Source organism: Vreelandella andesensis (assembly GCF_003989795.1).
Taxonomy (GTDB): Bacteria; Pseudomonadota; Gammaproteobacteria; order Pseudomonadales; family Halomonadaceae; genus Vreelandella; species Vreelandella andesensis.
This window is the reverse complement of record NZ_RZHG01000019.1, coordinates 423,550-448,995: the sequence shown is the minus strand read 5'-3', so window position 1 is coordinate 448,995 and position 25,446 is coordinate 423,550. Positions and strand designations below refer to the sequence as shown.

The 25,446-nt window shown below is 52.8% G+C and carries 23 protein-coding genes and 1 pseudogene; 4 read left to right on the top strand and 20 right to left on the bottom strand.

The genetic code is table 11. From position 1 onward, the window contains the following. From ELY33_RS11675 to ELY33_RS11665, 3 genes are all read right to left on the bottom strand, one after another. Positions 1–1,274 (bottom strand): NAD(P)(+) transhydrogenase (Re/Si-specific) subunit beta (locus ELY33_RS11675; RefSeq protein WP_136624668.1); only part of this gene is annotated, 1,274 nt, incomplete at its 3' end. A gap of 16 nt (positions 1,275–1,290) precedes the next feature. After that, a complete protein-coding gene (locus tag ELY33_RS11670) occupies positions 1,291–2,862 on the bottom strand; it encodes a Re/Si-specific NAD(P)(+) transhydrogenase subunit alpha (protein WP_126948071.1) in 1,572 nt (523 codons plus the stop codon). A gap of 358 nt (positions 2,863–3,220) precedes the next feature. Then, positions 3,221–4,153, bottom strand: coding sequence for a LysR family transcriptional regulator (locus tag ELY33_RS11665; RefSeq protein WP_126948070.1), 933 nt, complete (start codon positions 4,151–4,153; stop codon positions 3,221–3,223). A gap of 157 nt (positions 4,154–4,310) precedes the next feature. Here ELY33_RS11665 and speB point away from each other — a divergent pair, with 157 nt between their 5' ends. Further along, the gene (gene speB, locus ELY33_RS11660) at positions 4,311–5,213 is read left to right on the top strand and encodes an agmatinase (RefSeq protein ID WP_126948092.1); all 903 of its coding nucleotides are present in this window, start codon (positions 4,311–4,313) and stop codon (positions 5,211–5,213) included. An 87-nt stretch (positions 5,214–5,300) separates the two neighbouring features. Here the strand turns inward: speB and ELY33_RS11655 are convergent, their stop codons facing one another. The 4 genes from ELY33_RS11655 to ELY33_RS11640 form a co-directional block, all read right to left on the bottom strand. Next, entirely contained in the window at positions 5,301–5,807 is a 507-nt protein-coding gene (locus tag ELY33_RS11655) for a hypothetical protein (protein ID WP_126948069.1), read from the bottom strand. Positions 5,808–5,950: 143 nt separating this feature from the next. Beyond that, a complete protein-coding gene (locus ELY33_RS11650; protein WP_126948068.1) occupies positions 5,951–6,598 on the bottom strand; it encodes a hypothetical protein in 648 nt (215 codons plus the stop codon). Between the two features lie 385 nt (positions 6,599–6,983). Beyond that, on the bottom strand, positions 6,984–8,258 hold the full coding sequence (locus ELY33_RS11645) for an O-acetylhomoserine aminocarboxypropyltransferase/cysteine synthase family protein (protein ID WP_126948067.1): 1,275 nt from the start codon (positions 8,256–8,258) through the stop codon (positions 6,984–6,986). Positions 8,259–8,457: 199 nt separating this feature from the next. Then, a complete protein-coding gene (locus ELY33_RS11640) occupies positions 8,458–9,279 on the bottom strand; it encodes a 3-oxoadipate:acetyl-CoA acetyltransferase (protein WP_126948066.1) in 822 nt (273 codons plus the stop codon). A gap of 303 nt (positions 9,280–9,582) precedes the next feature. On the opposite strand from ELY33_RS11640, the gene ELY33_RS11635 reads away from it, so the two are divergent. Together ELY33_RS11635 and ELY33_RS11630 are read left to right on the top strand one after the other, a co-directional pair. After that, a complete protein-coding gene (locus tag ELY33_RS11635; protein WP_126948065.1) occupies positions 9,583–10,377 on the top strand; it encodes an IclR family transcriptional regulator domain-containing protein in 795 nt (264 codons plus the stop codon). 328 nt (positions 10,378–10,705) lie between these two features. Next, on the top strand, positions 10,706–11,509 hold the full coding sequence (locus ELY33_RS11630) for an SDR family NAD(P)-dependent oxidoreductase (protein ID WP_126948064.1): 804 nt from the start codon (positions 10,706–10,708) through the stop codon (positions 11,507–11,509). A 179-nt stretch (positions 11,510–11,688) separates the two neighbouring features. Here the strand turns inward: ELY33_RS11630 and ELY33_RS11625 are convergent, their stop codons facing one another. From ELY33_RS11625 to ELY33_RS11570, 13 genes and pseudogenes are all read right to left on the bottom strand, one after another. Beyond that, entirely contained in the window at positions 11,689–13,470 is a 1,782-nt protein-coding gene (locus ELY33_RS11625) for an ABC transporter substrate-binding protein (protein WP_126948063.1), read from the bottom strand. 89 nt (positions 13,471–13,559) lie between these two features. Beyond that, on the bottom strand, positions 13,560–14,297 hold the full coding sequence (locus ELY33_RS11620) for a sulfite exporter TauE/SafE family protein (RefSeq protein WP_126948062.1): 738 nt from the start codon (positions 14,295–14,297) through the stop codon (positions 13,560–13,562). 151 nt (positions 14,298–14,448) lie between these two features. Next, the gene (locus tag ELY33_RS11615; protein WP_126948061.1) at positions 14,449–15,039 is read right to left on the bottom strand and encodes a malonic semialdehyde reductase; all 591 of its coding nucleotides are present in this window, start codon (positions 15,037–15,039) and stop codon (positions 14,449–14,451) included. Positions 15,040–15,098: 59 nt separating this feature from the next. Then, complete coding sequence (locus tag ELY33_RS11610; RefSeq protein WP_126948060.1) at positions 15,099–15,962, bottom strand: intradiol ring-cleavage dioxygenase; 864 nt, start codon at positions 15,960–15,962, stop codon at positions 15,099–15,101. Next, complete coding sequence (locus ELY33_RS11605) at positions 15,955–16,902, bottom strand: NAD(P)-dependent oxidoreductase (protein ID WP_126948059.1); 948 nt, start codon at positions 16,900–16,902, stop codon at positions 15,955–15,957. Before ELY33_RS11605 ends, ELY33_RS11610 begins: the two co-directional genes overlap by 8 nt. Then, the gene (locus ELY33_RS11600; protein ID WP_126948058.1) at positions 16,899–18,284 is read right to left on the bottom strand and encodes an amidohydrolase family protein; all 1,386 of its coding nucleotides are present in this window, start codon (positions 18,282–18,284) and stop codon (positions 16,899–16,901) included. Before ELY33_RS11600 ends, ELY33_RS11605 begins: the two co-directional genes overlap by 4 nt. After that, the gene (locus ELY33_RS11595; RefSeq protein WP_126948057.1) at positions 18,281–19,360 is read right to left on the bottom strand and encodes a maleylacetate reductase; all 1,080 of its coding nucleotides are present in this window, start codon (positions 19,358–19,360) and stop codon (positions 18,281–18,283) included. The genes ELY33_RS11600 and ELY33_RS11595 overlap by 4 nt, the downstream gene beginning before the upstream one ends. Before the next feature lie 82 nt (positions 19,361–19,442). After that, entirely contained in the window at positions 19,443–20,984 is a 1,542-nt protein-coding gene (locus ELY33_RS11590) for a sugar ABC transporter ATP-binding protein (protein ID WP_126948056.1), read from the bottom strand. Then, on the bottom strand, positions 20,981–21,940 hold the full coding sequence (locus ELY33_RS11585) for an ABC transporter permease (protein WP_126948055.1): 960 nt from the start codon (positions 21,938–21,940) through the stop codon (positions 20,981–20,983). The genes ELY33_RS11590 and ELY33_RS11585 overlap by 4 nt, the downstream gene beginning before the upstream one ends. A 16-nt stretch (positions 21,941–21,956) precedes the next feature. Beyond that, positions 21,957–22,967 (bottom strand): ABC transporter permease, encoded by a 1,011-nt coding sequence (locus ELY33_RS11580; protein ID WP_126948054.1) that lies wholly within the window; start codon positions 22,965–22,967, stop codon positions 21,957–21,959. 177 nt (positions 22,968–23,144) lie between these two features. Next, the gene (locus tag ELY33_RS11575; RefSeq protein WP_126948053.1) at positions 23,145–24,083 is read right to left on the bottom strand and encodes a sugar ABC transporter substrate-binding protein; all 939 of its coding nucleotides are present in this window, start codon (positions 24,081–24,083) and stop codon (positions 23,145–23,147) included. Between the two features lie 288 nt (positions 24,084–24,371). After that, a complete protein-coding gene (locus ELY33_RS17880) occupies positions 24,372–24,548 on the bottom strand; it encodes a hypothetical protein (protein WP_167470080.1) in 177 nt (58 codons plus the stop codon). Between the two features lie 148 nt (positions 24,549–24,696). After that, a pseudogene (locus tag ELY33_RS11570) lies at positions 24,697–24,792 on the bottom strand (hydroxyisourate hydrolase); the annotation flags it as partial. 340 nt (positions 24,793–25,132) lie between these two features. Between ELY33_RS11570 and ELY33_RS18120 the strand changes: the two are divergent. After that, positions 25,133–25,432 carry a PAS domain-containing protein gene (locus tag ELY33_RS18120; protein ID WP_244208601.1) on the top strand — a complete coding sequence of 100 codons (300 nt, stop codon included), beginning with the start codon at positions 25,133–25,135 and terminating at the stop codon, positions 25,430–25,432. Positions 25,433–25,446: the final 14 nt, after the last annotated feature.

Below are 25,446 nucleotides of genomic sequence, written 5' to 3'. Positions count from 1 at the left end.
CCGGCGATAGGGCTATTGGGGTCTTCCTCGGCAGAAGGGTTCACAATGTCGTTGGAACCAATCACGATCACCACGTCAGTCTTGGGGAAATCGTCATTGATCTCGTCCATTTCCAGTACGATATCGTAGGGGACTTTCGCTTCCGCCAGCAGCACGTTCATGTGCCCGGGCAGACGCCCCGCCACTGGGTGAATACCAAAGCGAACATTTTTACCGGAGGCTCGCAGTTTGCGCACCAGATCACTTACTGCACTTTGCGCTTGCGCCACCGCCATGCCGTAACCCGGCACAATAATCACGCTATCCGCATCGTTTAAGGCACTGGCCACACCGCCGGCATCGATTGCGATTTGCTCGCCTTCAATCTCAGCCGCCGGCCCTTGGGTGCCGCCGAAGCCACCCAAAATCACGTTGATAAAGTTGCGGTTCATTGCCTTACACATAATGTAAGAAAGGATGGCCCCTGAAGAACCCACCAGCGCGCCGGTCACAATCAACAGGTCGTTGGAAAGCGTGAAGCCAATCGCCGCGGCGGCCCAGCCGGAGTAGCTATTGAGCATCGATACCACGACCGGCATATCCGCACCGCCGATGCCCATAATCAGGTGATAGCCGATAAATAACGACAGTGCCGCTAGCACGATCAATGTCCAGAAGCCTGCGCCATTGAGGTACATAATCGCGAGCAGCAGCGAAAGCACCGCCGCACCGGCGTTGAGCATATGCCCACCCGGCAGCTGGCGAGGTTTGCCATCCACTTTGCCTGCCAGCTTACCGAATGCTACCACCGAGCCGGTAAAGGTCACCGCACCAATGAAAATGGCGAACACGACTTCTATTTGTAAAAAAGTCAGCTCATCTGGGGCTTTTGTAGCGACCAACGCGGCAAACGCTGAAAACTCTTGCATCGCGCCGTCGGCGGCTTGTGCTGCCAGTACCCGGCGGCGCTCTAAATCGGCGCTCCAGGCAACCAATACCGCTGCTAAGCCCACAAAACTATGAAGCGCCGCTACCAACTGAGGCATTTCGGTCATTTCGACCTTGCCGGCGACATAGACGCCAATCCCAGCACCGATCAGCATCGCTGGAATCAGCCACCAGTAGCCACCGATACCAGGCCCGAGGGAGGTAAAGAACACCGCCACGGCCATACCGATAATGCCGTACCACACGGCTCGTTTGGCTTTTTCCTGATTACTCAGCCCGCCTAGCGATAAAATAAATAACACACTTGCCGCAATTGCCGCGGCAGATACGAATCCTTGTCCTAACATATCGTTTCTCCGCCGCTTAGGATTTTTGGAACATGGCGAGCATCCGGCGTGTCACCAGGAAGCCACCCACGATGTTAATCGACGCAATCAGTACCGAAATAGCAGCCAGCACGATAACGACGCTACTGCCTGAGCCGATTTGCAAAATGGCGCCTAAGATAATGATGCCCGAAATGGCATTGGTAACCGCCATTAGGGGCGTATGCAGCGAATGACTCACCTTCCAAATTACCTGGAAGCCAATGAAGCACGCCAACACAAATACGATGAAGTGCTGCATAAATGAGGCGGGCGCTATTTGGCCTAACAGCAGCATTAGCACGCCACCCACCGCGAGCAAGCCAGCTTGCCGTTTGGTTTGAGCTTTAAACGTGGCCAGTTCAGCGGCTTTTTTCTCTTCAGGCGTTGGTGCTTTCTCTTTTTTCTTCGGCTTCGCCGCGGCGATCGCTTTCACTTTCGGGGGCGGCGGTGGGAAGGTAATTTCGCCCTGGTGCGTGACCGTGGCACCGCGAATCACGTCGTCTTCCATATTGTGATGGATGACACCGTCTTTCTCTGGGGTGAGATCGGTCAGCATGTGGCGGATGTTGGTGGCGTACAGCAGCGACGCTTGGGTAGCCATGCGTGAGGGGAAGTCGGTGTAGCCAACCACCACCACGCCGTTATCACTGACAACACGTTCATCAGGCTTGGTTAAATCGCAGTTACCGCCTTTTTCAGCGGCTAAGTCGATAATCACTGAGCCCGGCTTCATGGCCGCGACCATATCTTCTAGCCACAGCTTCGGCGCGGGCCTGCCTGGAATGAGTGCCGTGGTGATGACGATGTCGACATCCGGCGCTTGTTCGCGGAAACATGCTAGCTGCTTCTCGCGAAACTCTGGGCTGGAAGGTGACGCATAGCCACCGCTTTCCGAACCGTCCTGACTGTCTTCAAAATCGAGGAACAGGAATTCAGCGCCCATGGATTCAATCTGCTCGGACACTTCGGGGCGCACATCAAACGCACGTACCACAGCGCCCAGGCTCGTCGCGGTACCAATCGCCGCCAAGCCCGCTACACCTGCGCCAATCACCAGCACCTTGGCTGGGGGGACTTTACCCGCGGCCGTGACCTGACCAGTAAAGAAGCGGCCAAAGTTATTGCCAGCCTCAATCACCGCACGGTAGCCCGCAATGTTAGCCATTGAGGAGAGCGCGTCCATTTTTTGCGCTCTGGAAATACGCGGCACCATGTCCATCGCAATAACCGACGCGCCCTGCGCTTTACAGGTTTCCAACAGCGCGTCGTTTTGTGCCGGCCAGAAGAATGCAATCAGCGTCTGGCCTTCCCGCAGGTAGTGAGCCTCTTTTTCCGAAGGTTCACGGACTTTAATCACCACGTCCGCATCACGCCACAACGCTTCCGCGCTTTCCACAACGCTGACACCCGCGTCGCGATACGTGTCGTCATTAAAGCCCGCGGCAACCCCCGCGCCGGCTTCCACCAGGCATTCATGGCCCAGCTTTTGGAGCTGTGTTGCGCTCTCAGGTGTCAGCGCTACACGCGCTTCTCCTTGAGCTGTCTCTTTCGGTGCGCCTATTTTCACACGCTTTCTCCCTTAATTAGCCCATTTCCAGCGCCAGTACCAAAACGCTTACGTTTTCACCCCTGGCTATTGAGCGCTGAACCTTACTGCTAGCGCAAATAGTTACGCCAAATAGCAGTCTAGGATCTAACGCAGCGACTGCCAGTTACTATTCAACCTTGGATTCAACTTCGTTGTTTAACTACAACATGAGCGGGCATGGGCCTCGCCCCTCACCAAAATGGCGAAAAAACTACTCTCAAAGTACCGCAGGCAGTTCGCCCTATCAGTGATTAACGACTATCAGTGATTAACGACTATCAGTGATTAACTGAAGAAGTGGGAAAAACAAACACGATCACAGGGGGTTCGGCTACCGCTAAGCGTCTTTCTGCTTAAAAGTACCCGCGAATTCGATCAGCGATTGCGTCAACCAAATAATGGCAGGATCGTTGGCATAAAGCCCGTGTTGAATCAGTGTCATATTAAGTGCAGGCAGTTCTTTAGGGGGTGCGACGATACGCACCGGCAGCATCGTGACAAATCGTTCAGCCATTTGGCGCGGCAACGTCATGATCGCATCCGTAAGCGCCACAACCCGCGCTGCCGCAATATAATTTAAGTTCTTTGAAATCACTCGGCGGGTTAGGCCGTGCTGCACTAAACAACTGTCGATGTTGCTTGGCTTTAAACCACTGATATCCGTCAGTGACACATGGAGCTCACGGGCAAACTGCTGAATATTCAGGGCATCGCCAACACCGTGATTATTAGTTGCCGCCAAACAGACCAACTCCTCATCCATCCATGGGTGCTGTATGACACCGCTGGGCAGCGCGGTTTGGCTATCCAACCCGACCACCATATCGACTTGCCGCTGTTCCAGCCCTTCACTCAACACATCAGGCGTGATGAGTTCAATGGAAAAACTGATATCCGGCGCATACGTCAGCAGTTGACTAAGAAATGCCGGATACATCACCTCTTCAAAATAATCCGTGGTGGCCAGAGTGAAATGCCGGGCGCTCGTGGATGGAAAGAAGCTGGCTGGCGGGGCGAGGCCTTCTTGCAGCATGGCCAGCGCCTGCTGCACGACTGGCAACAACGCCAACGCACGAGGCGTTGGCTGAAGGCCATTATTAGTACGCAGTAATAATGGATCGTCCAGCGCCTCTCGCAGCCGTTTTAAAGCATGGCTTAGTGCTGGCTGGCTTAGATGCAGCTTTTCCGCTGCTCGTGTGACGTGGCGCTCACGCATTAGCGCTTCAAATACCAGCAGCAGATTCAAATCAAAATGACGAAGCGAACGCATAGCGCCTCACTATTTATTTAGCGAATGATTTCATTCTAAACATTCATTTCATTGATCGCGAAAATTTCCTTATTGTCGCGTTTCTTAACGCCCAATACCCTCCGTTTTTTCTAATACACACCTTAGGAGTACACGCTAGGTGACCCCATCTCAGATCATGCCAAGCCTGTTTGGTGATGTTATCTCTACCTTTATGGGCGTGCCTAAGGCCACTGAACCCAAAGCGACCGATGCGGAGGTAGTGGTAAGCGGCGTGCCCTTTGATTTAGCGTGTTCAGGCCGGTCGGGTGCCCGTATGGGCCCAAATGCTATTCGCCAAAGCACCGCCAATTTGATCTGGGAAGGCAAGCGCTGGCCTTGGGACTTCGCATTGCAAGATCGCCTCAAGGTTTGCGATGCAGGCAACGTTGATTACGCTTATGGCGAGCCGGAGAGCTTGGTCGACAACCTGGAAACCCACGCCAACCGTTGGCTAAAAGCCGGTAAAAAAATGCTGACGCTGGGTGGCGACCATTACATCAGTCTGCCCCTGTTGCGCGCTCATGCTCGCGAGCATGGCCCACTGGCGCTAATCCATTTTGATGCGCATACCGACACCTACGAGCAGGGCACGCGCTTTGACCACGGCACTATTTTCTATCATGCCCTAAAAGAGGGCTTAGTAGTGCCGGAGCACTCGCTGCAAATTGGCATTCGCACCAGCTACGACCGCCATAACCATCCTTATGAAGTGCTGGATGCCAATTGGGTAAACGACCACGGCTCTGCCGCCGTGTTAGAGCGCATTCGTGCCCGAGTTGGTCATCATCCAGCCTACATCAGCCTAGACATTGACGGATTAGACCCAGCCTACGCGCCAGGTACCGGTACGCCGGTATGTGGCGGCATGTCTACCGACCTGATGCTGAAAGTGATACGCGGCATGGTCGGAATGGCGTTAGTAGGTATGGATGTTGTTGAGGTAAACCCTGCTTACGATCATGGCGATATCACGTCACTTGCTGCGGCCACCCTGGGGTTGGAGTTTCTATATACACTGGCAGCATCTAAAAATACGTAATGACCGAATATCCAAGCTGTTAGTGCTAACCCCCACCTATCAGATCGCAACACTGAGACGGCGGGGGAAGTCGGCGGTTATCGCCAATCAATACGCTTCACGCACCAGCGTCACATCAAACGACACGTCAACCTCCATGGTGTTGCTGCTGTCATAGTCTTCTGTCATGGACGCCAAATAGGCAAGTGACGTTGAAATGCGCCCTTTTGCTCGGCCAGTGTCACCGTCGATATCGAGCAGTTCTATCTCAATAGGCACCTCTGTTTCTGTGCCGTAGTGAGGCATCATTGCGCTTTCTGGAAAGTAGCTCACTGAAGCATCACCAGTGGTACCATTCATTACCATAAAGTTAATGCTAAGCGTGCCCTGGGTTTCAAATCGCTGTTCTCGGTGCCCTTGAATAGTGACATCCATCATGCCCGGCATCAGCTCGCCAAAACTAGCCGTTGAGCCTTCTGAGTGAGTAACAACATGCCATTCTTTAGGTTCTCCATCCAGCGTACCGCTGATCTCGTTAGCAACCGCGTGCCCGGCCCCCCACATAAGACCGCCCAGTAGCAGCGCACCGCTCATTAATTGTTGTTGATTTATCATTTATTTTCTCCTGTTTAACCACCACCGAGTTAGACGCAGACCCGGGACCAGGTTCGCTGCCATAGGCACAACCACCAAACGCAGCGCAGAAAACTAAGCAATGCCGCTTGGCATTTTTTGCTCTATCGCTCAGAACGGCGACGCTAGCGAGCGCTTTGCTCACGCACGGCAGCAAGATCCCAGTCACGCATTAGGTCGACGGCGACATCTTGTGACTCAAGGTTTTCACCTTTCACTTGCATCATGATCCGACCGTCAAGCAACAGCGTCACTTCTGCGCGGGAGCGCTCGGGTTCCCACTTCAACACTGCCGCTTCACGGCCTAAACGAATGCGTTCCATATTAGGTTGCATGGCAATCATCGCCGGATTGTTGAACATTGCCCCCATGCTTTGTATCAAGGGACTATCCAACATCATGCTCGCGGTTAGTTGACCATTACCGTTATCTTGTTGATAGGCGCGTTCGAGCGACGTACCGCCAGCGCCAAACATCGCAGCAGCTCCACCGCCTGCACTGCCGGAGGTGGCTTCATGTGCCGTCCAACCCTCCGGTGCATCAGGAAAGGTTTGGGCAATCAGGTTCGACATCATCTTGCGCATGTCTTCAATGGCAAATTCTAGTTCGGTAATCGCCGCACCATACTCTTGCTCCTGATAAAGCTCTAGGCCTAGCTCGATCTGTTCGACGACCTCATCTGCCAAAACACTTTGTGCCGCCGGAAAAAATAACACGCTAGCCAATACCGCAGCCTTGAAACGATGAGCGGGCAAGATAGTGGTCAATGTCATGACAATTCCCTCTTTATTAGTGTTGTTCGTTATTTTGATCCCAACCTGGGGTTAGCGCCTGTAGCGTTGCTATCTCTTATAGATCAGCTCTTATAGATCAGCTCTTATAGAATTCGCTTTTGGGGTTAACTCTAGTGTTGATAGCATTAGCCACATCGTCAAATTTAAAGTGATACTTGACGTTAAAGCATGCCTGGCCTCAACGCCTACTTCGTTTAAACAAGATCGAAGCGACTATCGCCATGCACTTGAGCGAAGGAAAGCGTAAAGAGGATAGCGATTGAAAGCTGAGCTACACAACGTAATAACGCTAGGCAACCAAGTAATTAATTACCTAGCACCTAGCGTTAGAGAAAACACGAACGGCATCTAAATCAGAGACGCGTTACCCTTGAGAAGCGGCCAGTGCTTGATCGATATCCGCCAGCAGGTCGTCAATATGCTCAATGCCTATCGATAAGCGCACCATATCCGGCGTGACACCAGCCGCCTTTAACTCTTGCTCATTTAGCTGGCGGTGCGTGGTGGATGCGGGAATAGAAGAGCAGCTCTTGGCATCGCCAATGTTCACTAAACGCAGAATGAGCGATAGCGCATCGTAGAAACGTTCTCCTGCGGCTTGCCCACCTTCAATACCAAAACTAAGAATCCCTGATGCATGGCCATTCATATAACGCTTGGCCAGGGCATGATCAGGATGGTTTTCCAAGCCCGCGTAGTGCACCCACTTCACCAATGGATGACTCTCCAGATGCTTGGCAACGGCTAGCGCATTGGCACAAATGCGCTCAATGCGCAGTGACAGCGTCTCCAGCCCCTGCAATAGGTTCCAGGCCGCCTGGGCAGAAAGCGCTGCGCCCATATTACGCAGCGGCACTACCCGGGCACGGGCGATAAACGCCGCTTCGCCTACATCACGGGTATAGCTCACCCCGTGATAGGAGATATCAGGCTCGTTAAGCAGCGCAAAACGTTTAGCATTTTCCGCCCAGGGGAATTTTCCTGAATCGATAATGACACCGCCAACAGTAGTGCCATGACCGCCGATATACTTAGTCGCTGAGTGAACGACAATGTCCGCCCCATGCTCAATGGGTCGACACAAAAACGGCGTGGCAGTCGTGTTATCAACAATCATTGGTACGCCATGGCGATGCGCCGCGTCAGCCAATTTTTGCAGATCGACCACGCCACCGGAGGGGTTGCCGATACTCTCGCAAAAAACCGCTTTAGTGCGCTCATCAATCAGCGCTTCAATGCCATCGATATCGTCTTTATCGGCAAACCGTACCTGGATGCCTTGGCGTGGCAAGGTGTGAGCAAACAAGTTGTAGGTGCCACCATACAACTCGCTGATCGAGACAATATTATCGCCCGTTTCAGCGATGGTCTGGATCGCGTAGGTAATGGCTGCCATGCCAGAGGCCACCGCCAACCCTGCAATGCCGCCTTCCAGCGCGGCCACACGCTGCTCTAACACAGCGCAGGTTGGGTTCATAATGCGCGAATAAATATTCCCTTCCACTTTCAGATCGAACAGATCCGCTGCGTGCTGGGCGCTATCAAAGGAAAACGACGTAGTCTGATGAATTGGTACAGCCACAGCGTTTTGTGAATCAGGCGCATAGCCATGGTGGAGGGCAATGGTTTCAGGCTTCATAAGAACAGCTCGCTTGTTATGGAAAGATCATCATTGATCCTAAACAAGCATCACTGTGAAGGCCAACGTTGTTTAGTCAGGGGAACAAAATCAGAGTCGTTAAATGTTGCTTTTTTTCACTGAGCGCCACCTTTCATAAACCTTGGGTAACGCACTAAAACAGCGGGTGGCCCTGTCGGCCTGCCCGCTGTTATTAAAGTTAAAGTCCCAATATTTCACGCGCCTGCTGCCAGGTGGCTACCGGGCGCTGATACTTTTCACACAGCGCAACCGCGCGTTCGACTAACGCCGCATTAGATGGCGCTAACGTGTCGCGATCCAAGCGCACATTATCTTCAAGGCCTGTGCGCGTGTGCCCACCGGCAGCAATGGCCCATTCATTAAGCACGTATTGGTTGGCTCCAATACCCGCGCCACACCACTGTGCGTCCGGCGCGATGCGTTTGAGAGTTTCAATATAAAAATCAAACGTCGGCTTATCGGCGGGCATAGAGTTCTTTACCCCCATCACAAACTGAACATAAAGCGGAGTCTTGAGTTTTCCTTGCTTTGAAAGTGCCACCGCCTGGTGAATATGCGACAAGTCGAACGCTTCAATTTCAGGCTTGATAGCGTATTTGAGCATCTCATCGGCTAGCCATTCCACCAGCTGCGGCTGGTTTTCATAAACGCGAGTGGGAAAGTTATTTGACCCTACCGAAAGACTCGCCATATCCGGTGCCAGCGGCAGCATCCCACCGCGCTCTTCGCCTGCACCGGAGCGCCCACCAGTAGAGAGTTGAATAATCATGCCGGGGCAATACGTCTTGAGGCCCTCCATCAAACGGCTGAATTTCTCCGGGTCTGATGAAGGCGTTTGATCGTCATTGCGCACATGGCAGTGGGCAATGCTCGCTCCAGCCTCGAAGGCCGCCTGAGTGCTTTCAATCTGCTCTGCGATGGTGATCGGAACGGCAGGGTTATCCTCTTTACGAGGCAGGCTGCCAGTGATAGCTACGCAAATAATACAAGGGTTAGACATGCTCCCCTCCTTGATTAATCGGTACCTGAGCGCTGACGCCACTCTATGACCGAACAGGTTAGTTAGAAACAGCGTGAGCGTGCTTGTGGCTCTTCGCTGATGATTGCCTTACCGAAGGCATTTTATTCGCATAACGAACATTGATTCTCTTTACGAACAAATTAGCCCTCAAACATCCACAAGTCAACTCCGTTTTACCACTCGGCTTTATTAACAGACGGTGTCAGATATTGTTCGCCATTCGAACAAAGTGTTATTTTCACGCCCTGTATCTGTATCCATATCAATATCGCCGAGATCATCATGAGCAATGCCCTACAGGAAGATCCTTTAAAACCGACAGATCGTGATTTTGTTGCAGCGTTAGCCAGCGGACTGGAAGTCGTGATGGCGTTTGATGAAGCGCATACGCGGATGACACTCAGCGAGGTCGCCGAGCGGACAGGAATGAATCGAGCGAAGGCACGGCGTTTTTTACTGACGCTGCATGCCCTTGGGTATGTGCGTAAACAGCAGCGCTACTTCGAGCTAACCCCCAAAGTACTGCAGCTGGGGTACTCTTATTTAGCATCTAATAATTACCGTGGCGTCATTCAGCAGTACCTAGAAGACATTACCCGCCAGTGTGGCGAATCCTCGTCGCTTGGGGTGCTTGATGGTGACGAGGTTATCTATCTGGCCCGCTCAGCGGCCCCGCACCGCTTGATGGCGATCACGCTCTCTGTGGGTACTCGTCTACCGGCGGCCTACACATCAATGGGCAGAGTACTGCTTGCTCAGCTGCCGGAGAGTGAGCTGGACAGCTACCTGAACCAGCTCTCCTTGACGCGCTATACCGACAAGACGATTACCGATCACGAATCACTAAGAGCGGCGATATATCAAGCGCGGGAGGAAGGTTACGCGATTACCGATCAAGAGCTTGATTCAGGCCTGCGCTCCATTGCGGTGCCAGTGTTTGATACCCATGAAAAGCTGATCGGCGCGATTAACATCAGCACCAATGCTGCCCGTGTGAATATGGCAACACTGCTTGAACATTATCGACCGTTATTGATGGAAAAAGCCCAGCTCATTCGCCAGTCGGTGAGCGTGTAACCACCCTTAACTCTTAAGATTTTTCGACGTTACGTGCTAACGGCAAGTGCCCTCCTCCTGGGTGTCGGAGGTTGGCTTACCTATTACCTATTAGCGACCTACCCGCCGCCGAAACGTCCAATCTGGTCATATTAGCAGCCGCCCAACCTGTCATTGCCCGTATGACCTGCCGAGAATATGCCAACACAAGGAAACAAAATCTGTCATTCGCAGCGCCGAGTAAACGACAGATGCCCTTGTTAACACAGACTCCCTACGCCTCTAACAACAAAGACTATTTATCGTGGTGGCGTGGAGCAGCCCACAACAAAACTTACAAGGTGACCTCATGGATAACACTCGACTCAAAGGTAAAAACTGCCTCATCACTGGCGCAGCACGCGGCATGGGTGCCGCCGTTGCCGAACATTATGCTGCTCAAGGTGCGAAGGTTTGCGTAGCAGATATCAATATTGAAGGGTGCGAAGAAGTCGTAGCGCGTATCAAAGCAAACGGCGGCGAGGCCATTGCGGTCAAACTTAACGTCACCGATCGTGCAGAAGTACAAGCTGCAGTGAAAGCCACTGCCGACGCATTTGGCAGCCTGAACGTCATGGTCAACAACGCAGGTATTAACAAGCCATTGATGTTCCTCGATATCACTGAGGAAAATTGGCACCAGATAATGGATGTTAACGCACTGGGTTGCTTGCTCGGCATGCAAGAAGCTGCTAAGCAAATGATCGCTCAGGGCAAAGAGAATGGGCCTTACAAAATCCTTAACGTTGGCTCGATTCTTTCGCGTCAGGCGTTTGATGACGTCGTCCCCTACTCATGCAGCAAGCACGCCGTGCTAGCCATGATTAACGGCGGTGCTAAAGCGCTGGTGGATCACAACATTACCGTCAACGGCTATGGCCCGGGTGTGGTGCGCACCGAACTTTGGGAACAGCTCGACAAAGACTTGGTCAGCATCGGTAAATTCGAGAAGCAAGGTCAGTCCATGGACGAGCTTGCTGCGAAGATGATTCTGATGAAGCGTTATTCCTACCCAGAAGATGTGGTCGGCACTGCGTCCTTCCTCGCCAGCGCAGAATCCGATTATATGACCGGTCAGTTGCTGATGATCGATGGCGGCATGATCATGCAGTAAGTCAGCCACCCGCCCCCATGCCTGCTAATCAGGCATGGGGCTACGCTGCGCTTACCAACAACACGTTTAGCAGCAGTGATGTTCTGGTTATTTACGCTAACTGCTTCCGTCCATGTTTTTTCCGTCCGTGTTTTTCGTGAGTGCCCGTGAGTGTCCATGGCAGATGCTCTCACTCCTCACTAATAATGCCCTTTTTCGCGCATCACTTTATCCGCCCGCTCTTGAGCAATAGAAAGCGCTTTTTTGATCGAGCGCCGTCCGTCCAACACGTCGAATATCTCGTTCCCCGCGATACTGATGAGCTCTGTGATTCCAGGCACAGGCGGACGCGGCCAGGCCTGTAAAACATCCTTTTTTGCCATATCATCGACAATCTTAATTAGCGGCGATAGTGCCGATACTTCAGGATCCTGGCTAACACTGAAACGAGGCGTCACCAGACTGCCGTTCAGAATGTAAAGTTTAGACATGTTAGCGGACGTCAAATGCCGAAGCGCCGTCCATACGGCCTCAACACGTTCGGGTGCTAGGTTAGCGGGAATGGCGAGCGCATAGCCACCGATGGGGGTGATGGCACGTCCATGGTTGCCCACCGGGTGGGAAAGGTAGCTTGTATTGCCATACGCGGGCGAATGTCGGTCCAGTTCGAACAACGGGGCCAGCAGCGTATAACAATAGGCCATACTGGTTTCACCCGACGCATACGACTGGGCACGTTCGTACCAGGACATACTGAGAATATTGGGCGGTGAATATTTGAGTATATCCAGCATATATTCGCAGGCTCTGTAAGCAGCATCGGACTGAAACATCGGGCGCAACTGCTCACCCGTGGCTTGCTGAAAGTCATAACCGCCCGGGCCGCTCGGTAGATTAAGCAGTGGCTGCCCGAACTTTGCCATCAGAAAACTGAAAGTATGCCCAAGCGGCGTGCCTCTTGCCGCATTCCAGGCGATACCGTAATGCCCTTTGGCCGGGTCATGTAACTGTCTGGCCACTTTCACCAGGGATTCCGTGGTGGTGGGCGGCGTTAACTGTGCCGCGTCGAAAACATCCTGACGATAGCAGAGTAATTCCGGTGTGGTTTGCACCGGGATACCGTACTGACTGCCCGCATAGCCTGAGCTTTGGATCGCCATCGGATGGAAATCAGAAAGGTCATAATTATCGCGCTGGATTAGCGCGTCGAGTGGCATAAGCACACCATCGGTGGCTAACTCACCAAACCAGGGCAGGTCACAGGCGACAATGTCATAGCGTGACTTTGCCAAACGGGCATTATCGAGAATGTCATCCAACAGGTTGTCAATGGACCGTGCCTTGTTGCGAATCTCTAGCCCAAAAATCGATTCCAACTGACGCTTCAGGTTGTGCATGGCCATAAACGTTGGATCAGCGTGGGCTAATACACGCAGCCCGCCCTTCAGTTCAAGCCGTGCAGACAGTACTGCCGGGGTCGATATACCCCGCGCCGACGAAGACGACCCCAAGAAGATCTTGCTGGCCGTTTCCGATGCCAGATCTATCCCGAACAGCGGCCCCAGGATCCCTTTTATTCGCTCGGCGTAGCATTCCCACTCCTCGATCATTTGCGGGGAAGGATGCAGCGAAACCGTTTTACCCGACTTGGTGCGCGGGCGCGATATAAGCAGTCCGCGTTGAATGATACTTTCAATACCGCGCTTTGCCGTCCCATAGGTGAGGCCAGACGCATCGGCCAGCGAGGTTGGGGTGGTTAATCGACCCGTGAGATGGTTACGCATCACGTGCAGCAGCATCCGCAGCTCACGATAGCCCAGCGACATGGAAAGCGTACCCTCGGTTTCATCTTCAAACTTTTCAATGAAATCGAGAAAGCGAGCAAGCTCTGAATTCGAGATTTTCGAGGCTGGCATGGACGATAACGTATCGTAAGGTCCTTCTGGGTTTACCTCATTGACCTCAGCATGACCGTCTCTCATAACGACTCCTAAGCATTATAAAACCACCAGACTAGCAAAGTAGTGATGAGCACTTTTAACCATCGGCCACGGCTTAAAGCGTGTAAGCGTCAGCCTATACCGTCCATGATCAGCCGAATACCCAGCAAGATCAGCAAGCAAAGAATAACCCGAAAAAACAGCTCACCATCAATGCGTTTCTGAATAACCAACCCCAATCTAACCCCCAGCCACGCAACGGGCATCAGTAATAGCGCTATCGTCAGGTTATCGATATTCACCAAGCCCAGCAGGGTATAGGGAACCAGCTTTACCAGATTAGTAATGGCCAGAAAGACGACGGCCGTTCCTAAAAATTGCTGCTTGGTTAGCTGGCATTGCAGCAGGTAAAAATTCAGCGGCGGGCCGCCCGCATGGGCAATAAAGCTGGTAAATCCTGCTATCCCACCACACAAACGCCCGACCCAGCTAGGCATCAACTTGCCACGTAGCGGTTTAAGCAGCCCCCACAGGCCAAACAATACGGAAAAAATACCCAGCAATAGTTTTAGCAGCGCTTCATCAAACCAGCCATAGGTAAAATAACCGACGGCAACACCCACTATCGCGGGCGGAAACATCAGCCACAATAAACGATCCACCCGCTGGCGCCACCATGCTTTCAGACTAAACACATCCATCACGATCAACAACGGCAGCATGACCGCCACGGCAAAGGTCGGGCTCGCCTTTAGTGAGATCAGCGGCACGGCCACCACCCCCACTCCACCAGCAAATCCCGACTTGGATATACCAGTAAGCAGCACCGCAATAATCATTAACGCCACGAACACCCAGTCAACAACCATTCGAAAGCCTCATTAATAGTGAGCCGTGGCTCCTCTAGTTAAGAGCAAAAAAAGGGGCCATGACAGTCACGGCCCCCTTTCATTAGCTAAGCATGCGTTAGCGATGCTTTTTTTACAGCCTTTTTTACAGAACTTTTTTACAGAACTTTTTTTAAAGTACTTTGCACACTTCGTCGAAGGAGAAGCGGTCGCCACGTGGGAACAAGGCACTGGCATCGCCGTAGCCTAAGTTACACAGGAAGTTGCTCTTCACTTTTCCATCTGGGAAAAACTCTTCGTCCACAGCCGCGTTATTGAAGCCAGACATCGGGCCTGCATCCAAGCCTAGCGCACGCGCCGCCAAAATTAGATAGCCACCCTGAATGGAGCTATTGCGGAATGCCGTGGAGTGGATGAAATCCGGCTTACCTTCGAACAACGACTTGGCATCCTTGTTATGGGCAAACATGCGCGGTAGGTGCTCATAGAATTCAGTATCGAAACCAAGTACGGCGACTACAGGCGCTTTCATGGTTTTTTCCTGGTTACCCGGCATCAGCGCGGGCTTCAGGCGCTCTTTTGCCTCATCGGTGGTGAGGAAGATAATCCGCGCTGGCTGGCAATTCATTGAGGTCGGGCCAAAATGCATCACGTTATACAATTCGCGCAGCGTTTCCTCGCTTACCTCGCGGTCCTGCCAAACGTTGTGGGTCCGCGCTTCGGTAAACAGTGTTGCGATAGCGGTTTGATCAATCGTTGTCATGTCATTTCCTCTTTCGGTTTAACCAGCTCAGTTCGAGCCAGACGTTCAGGGTGAGACGCTTAGGCCGTCTTTAAGCCGAAGTCGTAATGAAAATAGCGGTAAGGTGTTTCCATTTGTCGGCCATCCGGTGCCTGCCCCGCTGGTTGCTGAGCAAACTCCTTAACCAATGAGTCTTTCACGCCAAATACCGCATCAGAATCGAGATAGGGGTCATCTTCAGCGAATATTTGGGTAACCAAGGTTTCGTACCCTGGTGCCATCAACATAAAATGCACATGGGCAGGGCGATAAGGATGACGGCCAGTGATTTCAAGCATTTTGCCGACCGGCCCGTCAGTAGGAATCGGATAAGGTGAGGGCGTCACCGTCCAGAAGGCGTAATAGCCCTGGCTGTCAGTATGGAAGCGAGCGCGTAATGATGCGCTTTCAAGCTCAGGCTTTTGGACGTCATAAAAGCCTTCACTGTCGGACTGCCAAACGTCAATGGTAACATTCGCCAGAGGCTTACCCTGGGCATCGTGCACGTTGCCCTCAATGAATAGTGGCTCGCCTTCAACGCCCCAATTAATGGCGTCACCTTGGTTCGCTTGAGGAGGATCAGCGACGTAAAAAGGTCCCAAGACGGTGCTTTCGGTAATCTTAGGATCGCTGCTTGAGTGGTTAATGGCATCCACCAGCATCGTCACACCAAGGGTGTCAGACAACAGGATAAATTCCTGGCGTTCGTCATCGCACATTTGACCCGCGCGAGTCAGAAATTCAATCGCCTGAGTCCACTCTTTTTCGGTGGGCTCCACTTCGCGCAAATAGGCATGCAGGTGTTTTACCAGGCCGTTAAGCAGCTCTTTCAGCCGTTCATCATCACAGCTGGAAAACTCATCAATCACCGCCTGGGTGATATTATCGGTGGTTAGGTTACGCATTTTTTTGTCCTCCATGCTCTGCAGGCGTTGGTTCGCCCAGTCCGGAAAGACGCTCGGTATGATGCACGGTGGCGATATAGTCATCATCGCCATGCCCTGTGGCAATCAACGCGGTGTAGGCTTCGCGCATTTGCGCGGCCAGCGGCGTTGACACCCCTGAGCCATGAGCGCAGTCGAGGATGAGATCGAGATCTTTGGCCATCTGAGCGGCGGAAAACGTCGAGGTGAAATCGCGCTCTAACAGTGGCGGCACTTTGTACTTCACCATGGGCGAACCCACCGCACTGTCAGAAATCAGCTCCAGCATGGCGTCCCATTCAATGTTGCCTTTACGTGCCAGCGTCAGGGCCTCACTCATCATTCCGGCACTCACGGCAATCATCAGGTTGATCGCCAGCTTGGCCACTCGAGCCTGCTCTTCATCGCCCAACCAATACTGCGCCTTGGTGAAGGCGTCAAACACAGGTTTTGCCGTTGCCAGTGCTTCGCGGGGGCCAGACACCATTGCCGACAGCGTGCCGGCCTCTGCGGCTACCGGATTCCCCGATACGGGGCTGCGCAAATAAACAATGCCATAGGCCTTGGCCGCTTCGGCCACTCGCGCAGAGGCTTCCACGCTCACCGTACTTGTCTCAATCAAAATACTGCCGGGCATCATGTGGCGAACCAGCTCACCTGTCGTTAAGCACAGATTGATCAAGGCACGGTCATCGGGAATGGAGACAAACACCAGGTCACAATCCGCCACGGCGCTGGCAAGCGATTGATGAGGGGTAATGCCTATTTCTTCGGCGAGCGCCAGACGTTCAGCCGAAAGATCAAACCCCTGAACGGCAGTTCCTGCCTGAATAATCCTGGCGGCCATGGGTAAGCCCAACTTACCCAAGCCTACCCAAGCTACTTTAGAGTGTGAAGGGGACGTTGTGGAAACGGTTGTCATGAGGTTGCCTCCTGTGTCGATTGCGCTTCACGCGCCAGCAGTTCGGCGTGAATTCGATGGCCAGATTTGGCAAGCTCAGCAATTCCCTGCTCGGTCTCTATCAACAGACGCCCGCCGCGTTTTTTGAACTGCCCAGCCACCATGACGCTGTCGACGTTGGCAAGGCTTGTTTGCATAACCACCGTGGAAACGGGGTCGTTAACCGGCTGCATATTCAGCTGATTGCTATCCAACAGCACCAAATCGGCCTGCTTACCCGGGGTTAAGCTGCCAATGCGGTCATCCAGCCCCAGTGCTTTCGCGCCATCCAGGGTGATCCAGCCCAGCGCTTCGCGGGTGGTGATCGTCGAGGTGTCAGGAATCTTGCCCTGCTCACGGCGCGAGGCATCGTTATCCAGAGAACGCTGCATGCCAAGCGCGGCACGGGCGACGCTGAACATGTCACCGGACAGCACAGACTCAAGGTCCACCCCCAGCGAAACCACGCCACCGTGCTGGCGTACCAGCCCGGTCACTGGGAAGCCGTGCCCCTGAGTCATCTCGTTTTCCGGTGCCACCGAAAACGTCACGCCGCTGGCGCAGAAACGGGACATCTGGCCATCGTCCAGGCTTTGGCCATGCACAATGTTGATGTCCGGCCCAAGCAGGCCACGGGCTTCCACTTCGTCCCATGCGCCGGGGGCTACGGCTTCGCCGCCACCCTGGTGCATGGAGGCAACAAGACCAAACTCTTTGGCCAAGGCGAAGTCTTGCAGGGTCACATCCAGGGTCGAATAGTGAGGGCCAAGAATGGCCATGCCTAACGTGACAAGGCCTTCCGGGTTCGCTAGTTCACCGCCCAGCAGGCGTTCGATTTCATGACGCGGGTGGGGGATTTCACTAAAGTGCGGTTGGCCAGGCTTTGGGTCGGGTTTGGGCGAGCCGTGCATAAACAGCGCACGAATACCCGATTCCTTCAGCCCACGCACGGCAGCATCGGTATGTTCGGGCGTTGGGTTGTTGTGGCACCAGTCACCCAGGGTGGTGGTGCCACAGTTGAGCTGATTCATCGCGCCCATGCGGGTCGCTATGTAGATGTCATGTGGCGTAAATAGCGCCGCCAGCCCTCGGTGAACGTGACGAAAATACTCAAGCAGGGTCCAGTTGGCAGCAACGCCGCGCAGGCCAGTCTGCCAGGTATGCATATGAGCATTAACCAACCCAGGAATGAGAATACCGCCGCCACAGTCGATAACTTCGGCGTTTTTTGCTTTGGGGTCATCTGTCAGATCATGGCCCACGGCGGCAATACGATCATCTTCAACGAGTACCTGGCCATCACTTAGCTCACCCAACTGCGGGTCCATCGTGACAAGGGTGGCGTTGATAAACAGTGTGTTCATTGTTCACCCCCGCCATCCATCTTCGGTCGATGTCCCGACTGGGCATCACTTAACAAGCGACGGATCCCATTGGCTTCAACGTCTCGTGGGTTCCAATAAGGGTTGCGGGTAGCAATCTCAGTGGCCCGTTCAACATCTTCCACGCTGAACCCTAGCTCAGAGAGCGCGCTCGGCGCACCGACTGAACGCCCCAGGTCGTAAAGGCCAGTGGCGGCATCTTCGCAACCCAGCGCACGGCTGATACGTGCCATGGCATCAGGCGCGGCCGGGGCGTTGTAGGCCACGGCGTAGGGCAGCACGATGGTGTGCGTTTCTGCATGAGGAAGGTTGAAGGACCCCCCCAAGGTATGGCAAAGCTTGTGATGCAACGACATACCCACCGAACCAAGACAGGCACCGCATAACCAAGCGCCATAGAGGGCATCAGCCCGCGCCTCGATATTGGTAAGGTCGTTGGCAATCACCGGCAGACTTCTTCCCAAGGCGGCAATCCCTTCTTCTGCCATCAACGCAATAACCGGATTGCCATCACGGGCATAAAGCGCCTCGACAGCATGGGCAATGGCGTTGATGCCACTGGTTCCCGACATTCCTGCGGGCAAGGTCAGCGTAAGGTCGACATCATAAATCACTGTTTCGGGCAGAACATCCAGAGTACGTTGAGTGGTTTTCTCTCCGTCTCGGGTCTCGCCTAGGATCGGGGTCATTTCCGAGCCCGCATAGGTCGTTGGAATCACCACTTGGGGTAAGCCAGTGCGCAGCGCAATCGCCTTACCCAAGCCAATGGTTGAACCACCACCGATGGCAACGGTGCAATCCACGTCAAGCGACTTTACCCGCTCCAAAGCGTCTTCCGTAATATCCACCGGGGTATGCATGGCGGCTTTTGCATAGACATCAATGCCTTTGTCACCCAGCTGCTGTAATACTTCCTGAGCCTGCTGTTGCTGCTGTGGCGTCGACAGTACCAGGGCACGTGAACAACCAAGCAGTTCAAGTTCTTCACTTAGACGTGACAGGGTTCCCTGGCCAAAGACCACACGGGATGGCAGGCCATTATAAACAAAAGGTTGCATGGAACTTTCCTTATACGTTTGAAGTGGTATGTATGCGCTCCTGGTGGAGAGGAGCGGAGCGCATCAATCGCAACCGGCTAAGCTAACTTGCCTGTGCCTGCTTACCCATTCCGGTAATGGCCTGAACCAGCTCGTCTTCGCTGACGTTGTCACCATCAAACTCAGCGGTAACGCGGCCATCGTACATAGCGATAATACGGTTACTCAGGCCAAGGACTTCCGGCATTTCGGAAGAAATCACCAGCACCGCATAGCCGGATTTCGCCAGATCTTTTACCAGGGTGTGAATCTCCGACTTGGAGCCCACATCAATACCGCGCGTCGGCTCATCCAGAATCAACAGCTTGGGATGGGTATGCAGCCACTTGCCAATAACAATCTTCTGCTGGTTACCGCCGCTCAGGTTGCCAACTTTCTGGCGCCAGCTGGGGGTCTTGATCTTCATCGCCTGGTGATATTTGTCATAGACAACGCGCTCTTTCGCACCCTGCATAAACCCCATGGAAGATACGCTGGTGAGGCTTGCCATGGTCATGTTGTCGCGACAGTTCATACCCAGAATCAGCCCTTGATCCTTACGATCCTCAGGGACCAGAGCGACACCACTGGCAACCGCATCATGGGAATTACGGAACTTCACTACCTCGCCGTCCAGCACCACCTCGCCACCAGAAGGAGTGCGCAATCCGAAGATCGTTTCTGCCACTTCAGAGCGCCCCGCGCCTACCAGGCCATACATGCCGACAATCTCGCCTTTACGAACGTTGAAACTAACGTCTTCAAAGACCCGCTTGACTGAGAGGTTGCGCACTTCCAGCAGGTTGTCGCCGAAATCATTGGGTTTGCTGGCATGATCAAGCTCCAGACTGCGGCCGATCATCATCCGGGTGATTTCGTCTTCGTTGGTATCCGCTGTATTGACCGTCCCGGTGTATTGCCCATCGCGCAGCACCGAAATGCGATGTGACAGGTGGAAAATCTCGTCCATGCGGTGGGAGATATACACAATCCCCACCCCCTGCTCGCACAGCGAATTGATCACGTCATAGAGCACGGGCTTTTCATGGTCGGTTAATGATGCGGTTGGCTCGTCGAAGATTACCACCTGAGGGGTAAACGCCAGTGCACGACCAATCTCCACCATCTGCTTCTTAGCAATCGACAGCGATCCCACTAAGTCGTCGTGCTTAAAGCCGCACTTGAGCGTCTCGAGAATCTTGTTGGTGTCTTCGCGCAGCTTGCGCCAGTCAACGCGGTTGAACGGTTTTCTTGGCAAGCTGCCAAGAAAGATGTTCTCCGCCACCGTCATTTCAGGTACCAACGACTGCTCCTGATGGATCAGCACAACCCCTGCCCGCTTGGCGTGCTTGGGGTTTTCGAAGGCCATCTCCTCATCACCGAGAATAATCTTGCCTTCATTCGCTTGGTGCTTACCCGCCAATACCTTCATCAGGGTGGACTTACCGGCACCGTTTTCCCCTAGCAGGGCATGAACCTCACCGGGACGAACGTCGAAGTCCACATTGTTGAGGGCTACGACACCAGGGAAGCGCTTGGTGATGCCTTGCAGTTTCAATATCGGTGCGGCATCAACCGGCCGACGCGATTGAGTAGGCGCTTTCATATCCGCACCTCCTTGGACGAGGGTACATTGACCTTTTTGTCGATAATCAGTACTGAGATGAGGATAACGCCGAGCACCACCAGCACGTAGAAGGCGGGTACCTGCATCAGGTTCATGCCATTACGCAGGATGCCGATAGCCAGCACACCCCCTAAAGTACCGATGATGCTACCGCTGCCACCGGTCAGTTTGGTGCCACCCAGCACAACTGCCGTAATCACCCAGAGTTCGTAGTCACGCCCCAGGTTAGGCGTTGCCGCACCCATCTGGCTCGACAACAACACGCCCGCCAGTGCAGCAAAAAAACCAACGATAATGAAATTGATCATCATGTGGCGGCCAAGGCGAATCCCTGCATCAATCGAGGCTTCAGGATTGCCCCCCACTGCGAAAGTGTTGCGGCCATGGCTAGTACGCGTCAGCACAAGGTGCATGATCAAGACACAAACCAGAAAGATGATGGCGAGCACCGGCATTGGCCCGATCGAGCTCATGCCAAAATCTGAAAAGGCAAAGTTTGAGGCGTAGAACGACTGCTCATCGGTATACACGAAAAGTAGCCCGCGAATCCCCAACATGGCGCCAAGTGTCACGATGAAGGCGTTAACACCGGTTTTCCAGACAATCAGACCGTTGATTGCCCCAAGCAATATGCCAGCGCCAAGGGCAGCTGCAATCGCCAGCGTCATGCTTATTTCCTGCAACCCAACCGCCAGGGAAGCCGCAAGCCCCAGAATCGCGCCAACTGACAAGTCAATGTTGCCGTTGATCATCACCAGCGTCATGCCCAGCGCAATCAGGCCAATCGTCGAGGTCTGAACCAAGATATTGGTGATATTGCCCCATGACAGAAAGTACTCCGACATAAAGCTGAAAAAGATGAAGATGGCGATAACAAAGATCCAGATGGGCTGAATCTTCGCTCTGCCACGGAAGAACCCTTTAATTGATGTCATGTTTCATTCCTCCGCATTATGAGTGGGTCGTGAACAAGCTCTTACGCTTGTTAGCGAGATCCAGCCATACGGCCAGGATGATGATCACCCAGGTCACGATCCACTGGGTGTAATAGGGGTAACCCATTAGCAACAGACCGTTCTGAATGAAACCCAGCATCAGTACGCCAATCACCGTTTTCCAGATACTGCCCGCACCGCCCAGCAAGCTGGTTCCGCCGAGGATAATCCCGGCCAGAACAAGCAATTCGTAGCCTTGACCCACGTTGTTTTGAGAACCCATCACCCGTGAACCAAGTACCAAAGCCGCGCACGCTACACAAAAAGCAGAGATCAGGTAAGTACTGAATACACACCAGTTCTTGCGAATACCGGAATAGACAGCTGCCATTGGGTTGCCGCCAACCGCAAAGATGCGTCGGCCGTATCCGGTACGTGACATAACGATCTGTACCACAATGGCCAATAATCCGAATAACAGGATGGGCACTGCTATGCCGCCAAGATAACCACGCCCGAAGAAGGCGAACCAGGTCCCTTCCTGATCAGCGATATCGACGTTCTGGCCACCGCTGTAGATCAGCACAAGCCCTTGAATAGCCGATAGCATGGCCAGTGTCACAATCAGCGAGTTGAGGCGCAGAAAACCGATCAGAAATCCATTGACCGCCCCAATCATCAAGGTAAAGGCAAACATCAGTAAAATTGCATTGGTGGGACCGATCTTGTCATGCAAATCCACCACCAAAACGGTGGAAAACGACAGCATTGACCCGACAGAAAGGTCCAGATTACCGCCGATGATCACCACGGTGACGCCGATGGCGATAATGCCGATAATAGAAGCCTGCCGAATCACGGTCATAATGTTCGACTGGGAAAGAAACTGCTCAGAAAAAAGCGAAAACGCCAACATGCCGAGCAGGAAGAAAATAAGAATTCCCTGAGCTGACAGAAAGCTCATCACGCCCGCTTTGCTGAGCTTTACGCCAGGCAGGCCGGATTTAGGTTGATCTGCAGAAGCCATTTTATTCACCCGTATGGAGTTACCTTGGCAGGCAATGGGAACCGCTATGACAAAATCGATAGATCACAGCGGCTCACCGTGCCTTCCCGTGCAGGAATGTCTATTTCAGACAGCAGCTAACCTACCTAGCGCCAGCCTCATGTAGAGGCTGACGCTGAAAGGCAGCACGGTTTGCCATCAGAAAACCGGACGATCGAACTCTTCGAGGTTTTCCGCGGTAATTTTAGGTGTCTCGAAGAAGTTCATCTTCGGTAACTCTTTCCCTGCCAACACATCCAGGGCTGTTTGCAGCGCCGCTTCCGCATCATCTACCGGTGACTGGTAGATAGAGCCGTAATACTCGCCACGTTCAATCGCGTCGTAACCGACGGCAAAGTTGGTCGCGCCAATAAAGATGATTTCATCCGCTCGGCCAGCGCCCTTAGCAGCGTTCAGGGCACCCACACCCATGTTGTCGTCGCCTGAATAGACACCATCGATTTGATCATATTTGGTCAGGAAGTCTTCCATCACCCGCTGTGCCCGCTCACGGTTCCAGTTGCCAGGCTGGGTTTCCACTAACTCGACATCAGGGCACACTTCCGGAAGACGTTTTTCAAACCCCGTGGCACGTTCAAGAGCCGTGGTATAACCCGGTTGACCAGAGATCTGCACGACCTTACCTTCACCGCCCAAGGCATCACACATCATTTCGGCAGACGAAATCCCTTGCTGGACGTTATCAGGGCCAGAAAAGGCAGAAATGAATTCCAGACCCGCTTCAGCGATTTTTGAATTTGTCACTATGACTGGAATGCCTGCATTGTGCGCCTGACGAATGGCCGGAATGACCGCTTGGCCGTTGGTTGGCCAGATGATGATGGCATCCATCTGCTGCTGGATCAGGTTACGCACCTGACCGATCTGACGTGCAACGTCACCACCAGCATCTAGCACCACGATATCGACATTGCCTGCCTTTTCAGCGGCAGCTTCAAACGCGCTTTCATAGGTTGTTTGATAACTATCAACACCGACGTTATTTTGAGTGATGCCAATGCGATAAGTGTCTTGGGCCTGTGCTGTTGTGATTGACATCATAATGACAGACGCGGCAATAGCGGTTTTGTTGAACATTGCGTTTCTCCTAGCATTTTTTTAGTAATTGTTTTTTAGCCTGCAGGCTATGCAAGCCTAGCCTGAGAGCTTACTGGCGCGCCTTGTTTTGGCACAACGTGATCACAGCATAGAAATGACCAAACTGGTTATTTTGTTTTATTACATGGCCGCCAAGGACGGGATGTAAATTAAAGATAGTACAGATTACAAGGGCGGTTACTAACCAAAACAATAACGGCCTCTATAAAAAGAGACCGTTATTGTTTTACCTAATGTAGTGTTTCATTAAACGCGTTTTAAAATGGATTAGCGATTTTTGACCGTCAGTTCAGTAAGGCTGCTATGCCCATCAGCACTGCTTCGTTGCAGGGACGTCGACTCAGGATAGGCGATTTGATTATCTTCACCTGAACCGCGTTCCGCTAACGCAAAGCCAGAAGCCGGTTCAAGGACAATGGCAGCAACGATATTAAGTGTTTTCATTATTCATTCCCTCTCGTTTAATTGGATAACTAATAAATGAAGTTGCTAATAAAATGGGCTATTGATAAATGACGTCATTAATATATAAAGCATCGAAAAATGTATTTGCTAATAAACCGAACGACTAAGCAGTGCTGGTTCTTCGGCATTAATTACCGCGGTAAGTTGAATAGCCGTAGGGACAAAGCAACAGCGGTATGTGGTAATGCTGATCAGCATCTTCCACCTCGAAGGGCACCGGCACATTGGGGGAAAACGTCGCTGTGTCATGTGCTTCAGACCCTCACCGGTCTCAAACCCGCCGTAATATTCGCGGGGCATTTTGCGATACTAAAAGTGGGTAGTCATCCATAGAATAACTTTTTTATTTTCGCGCACTTGCATTCTATCACTGCTTTTACGGCGATTGAGCTCATGATAGCGCCTGTTGACTTCACCAACTAAAAAACCAACTTTGTCTAGTCAGTGTATTAGGCATTGAGTCGTCAGTTATGATCGAGTTGCTGGCAGCATTTCCCAACTGATGACTTTTATCGCCCCATGGCAACAAGCCTGTTATTGAACGAACTTAACCGGATTAGCCTATGCCCGTTGACCTGCAAGCGCTTTATCCTAAGCTAGTGCATCTGATGCTGGACACTGTCTTCGTTGTCGATAGAAACAATCAAATTCTCTTTGTGAGTGATGCCTGTGAATCACTGCTTGGCTATTGTGCAGATGAGCTGACCGGCACCTTAATTACCAATTACATGCATCCTGGCGACCTCTCGATAACAAAAGCCTCCATTGTTAGCGTTATGAACGGCCAGCCCCATGTCGATTTTCGCAACCGCTATCTCCGTAAGGATGGCAGTATCGTGCATATATTGTGGTCTGCCCGCTAGTATGACGACGAAGA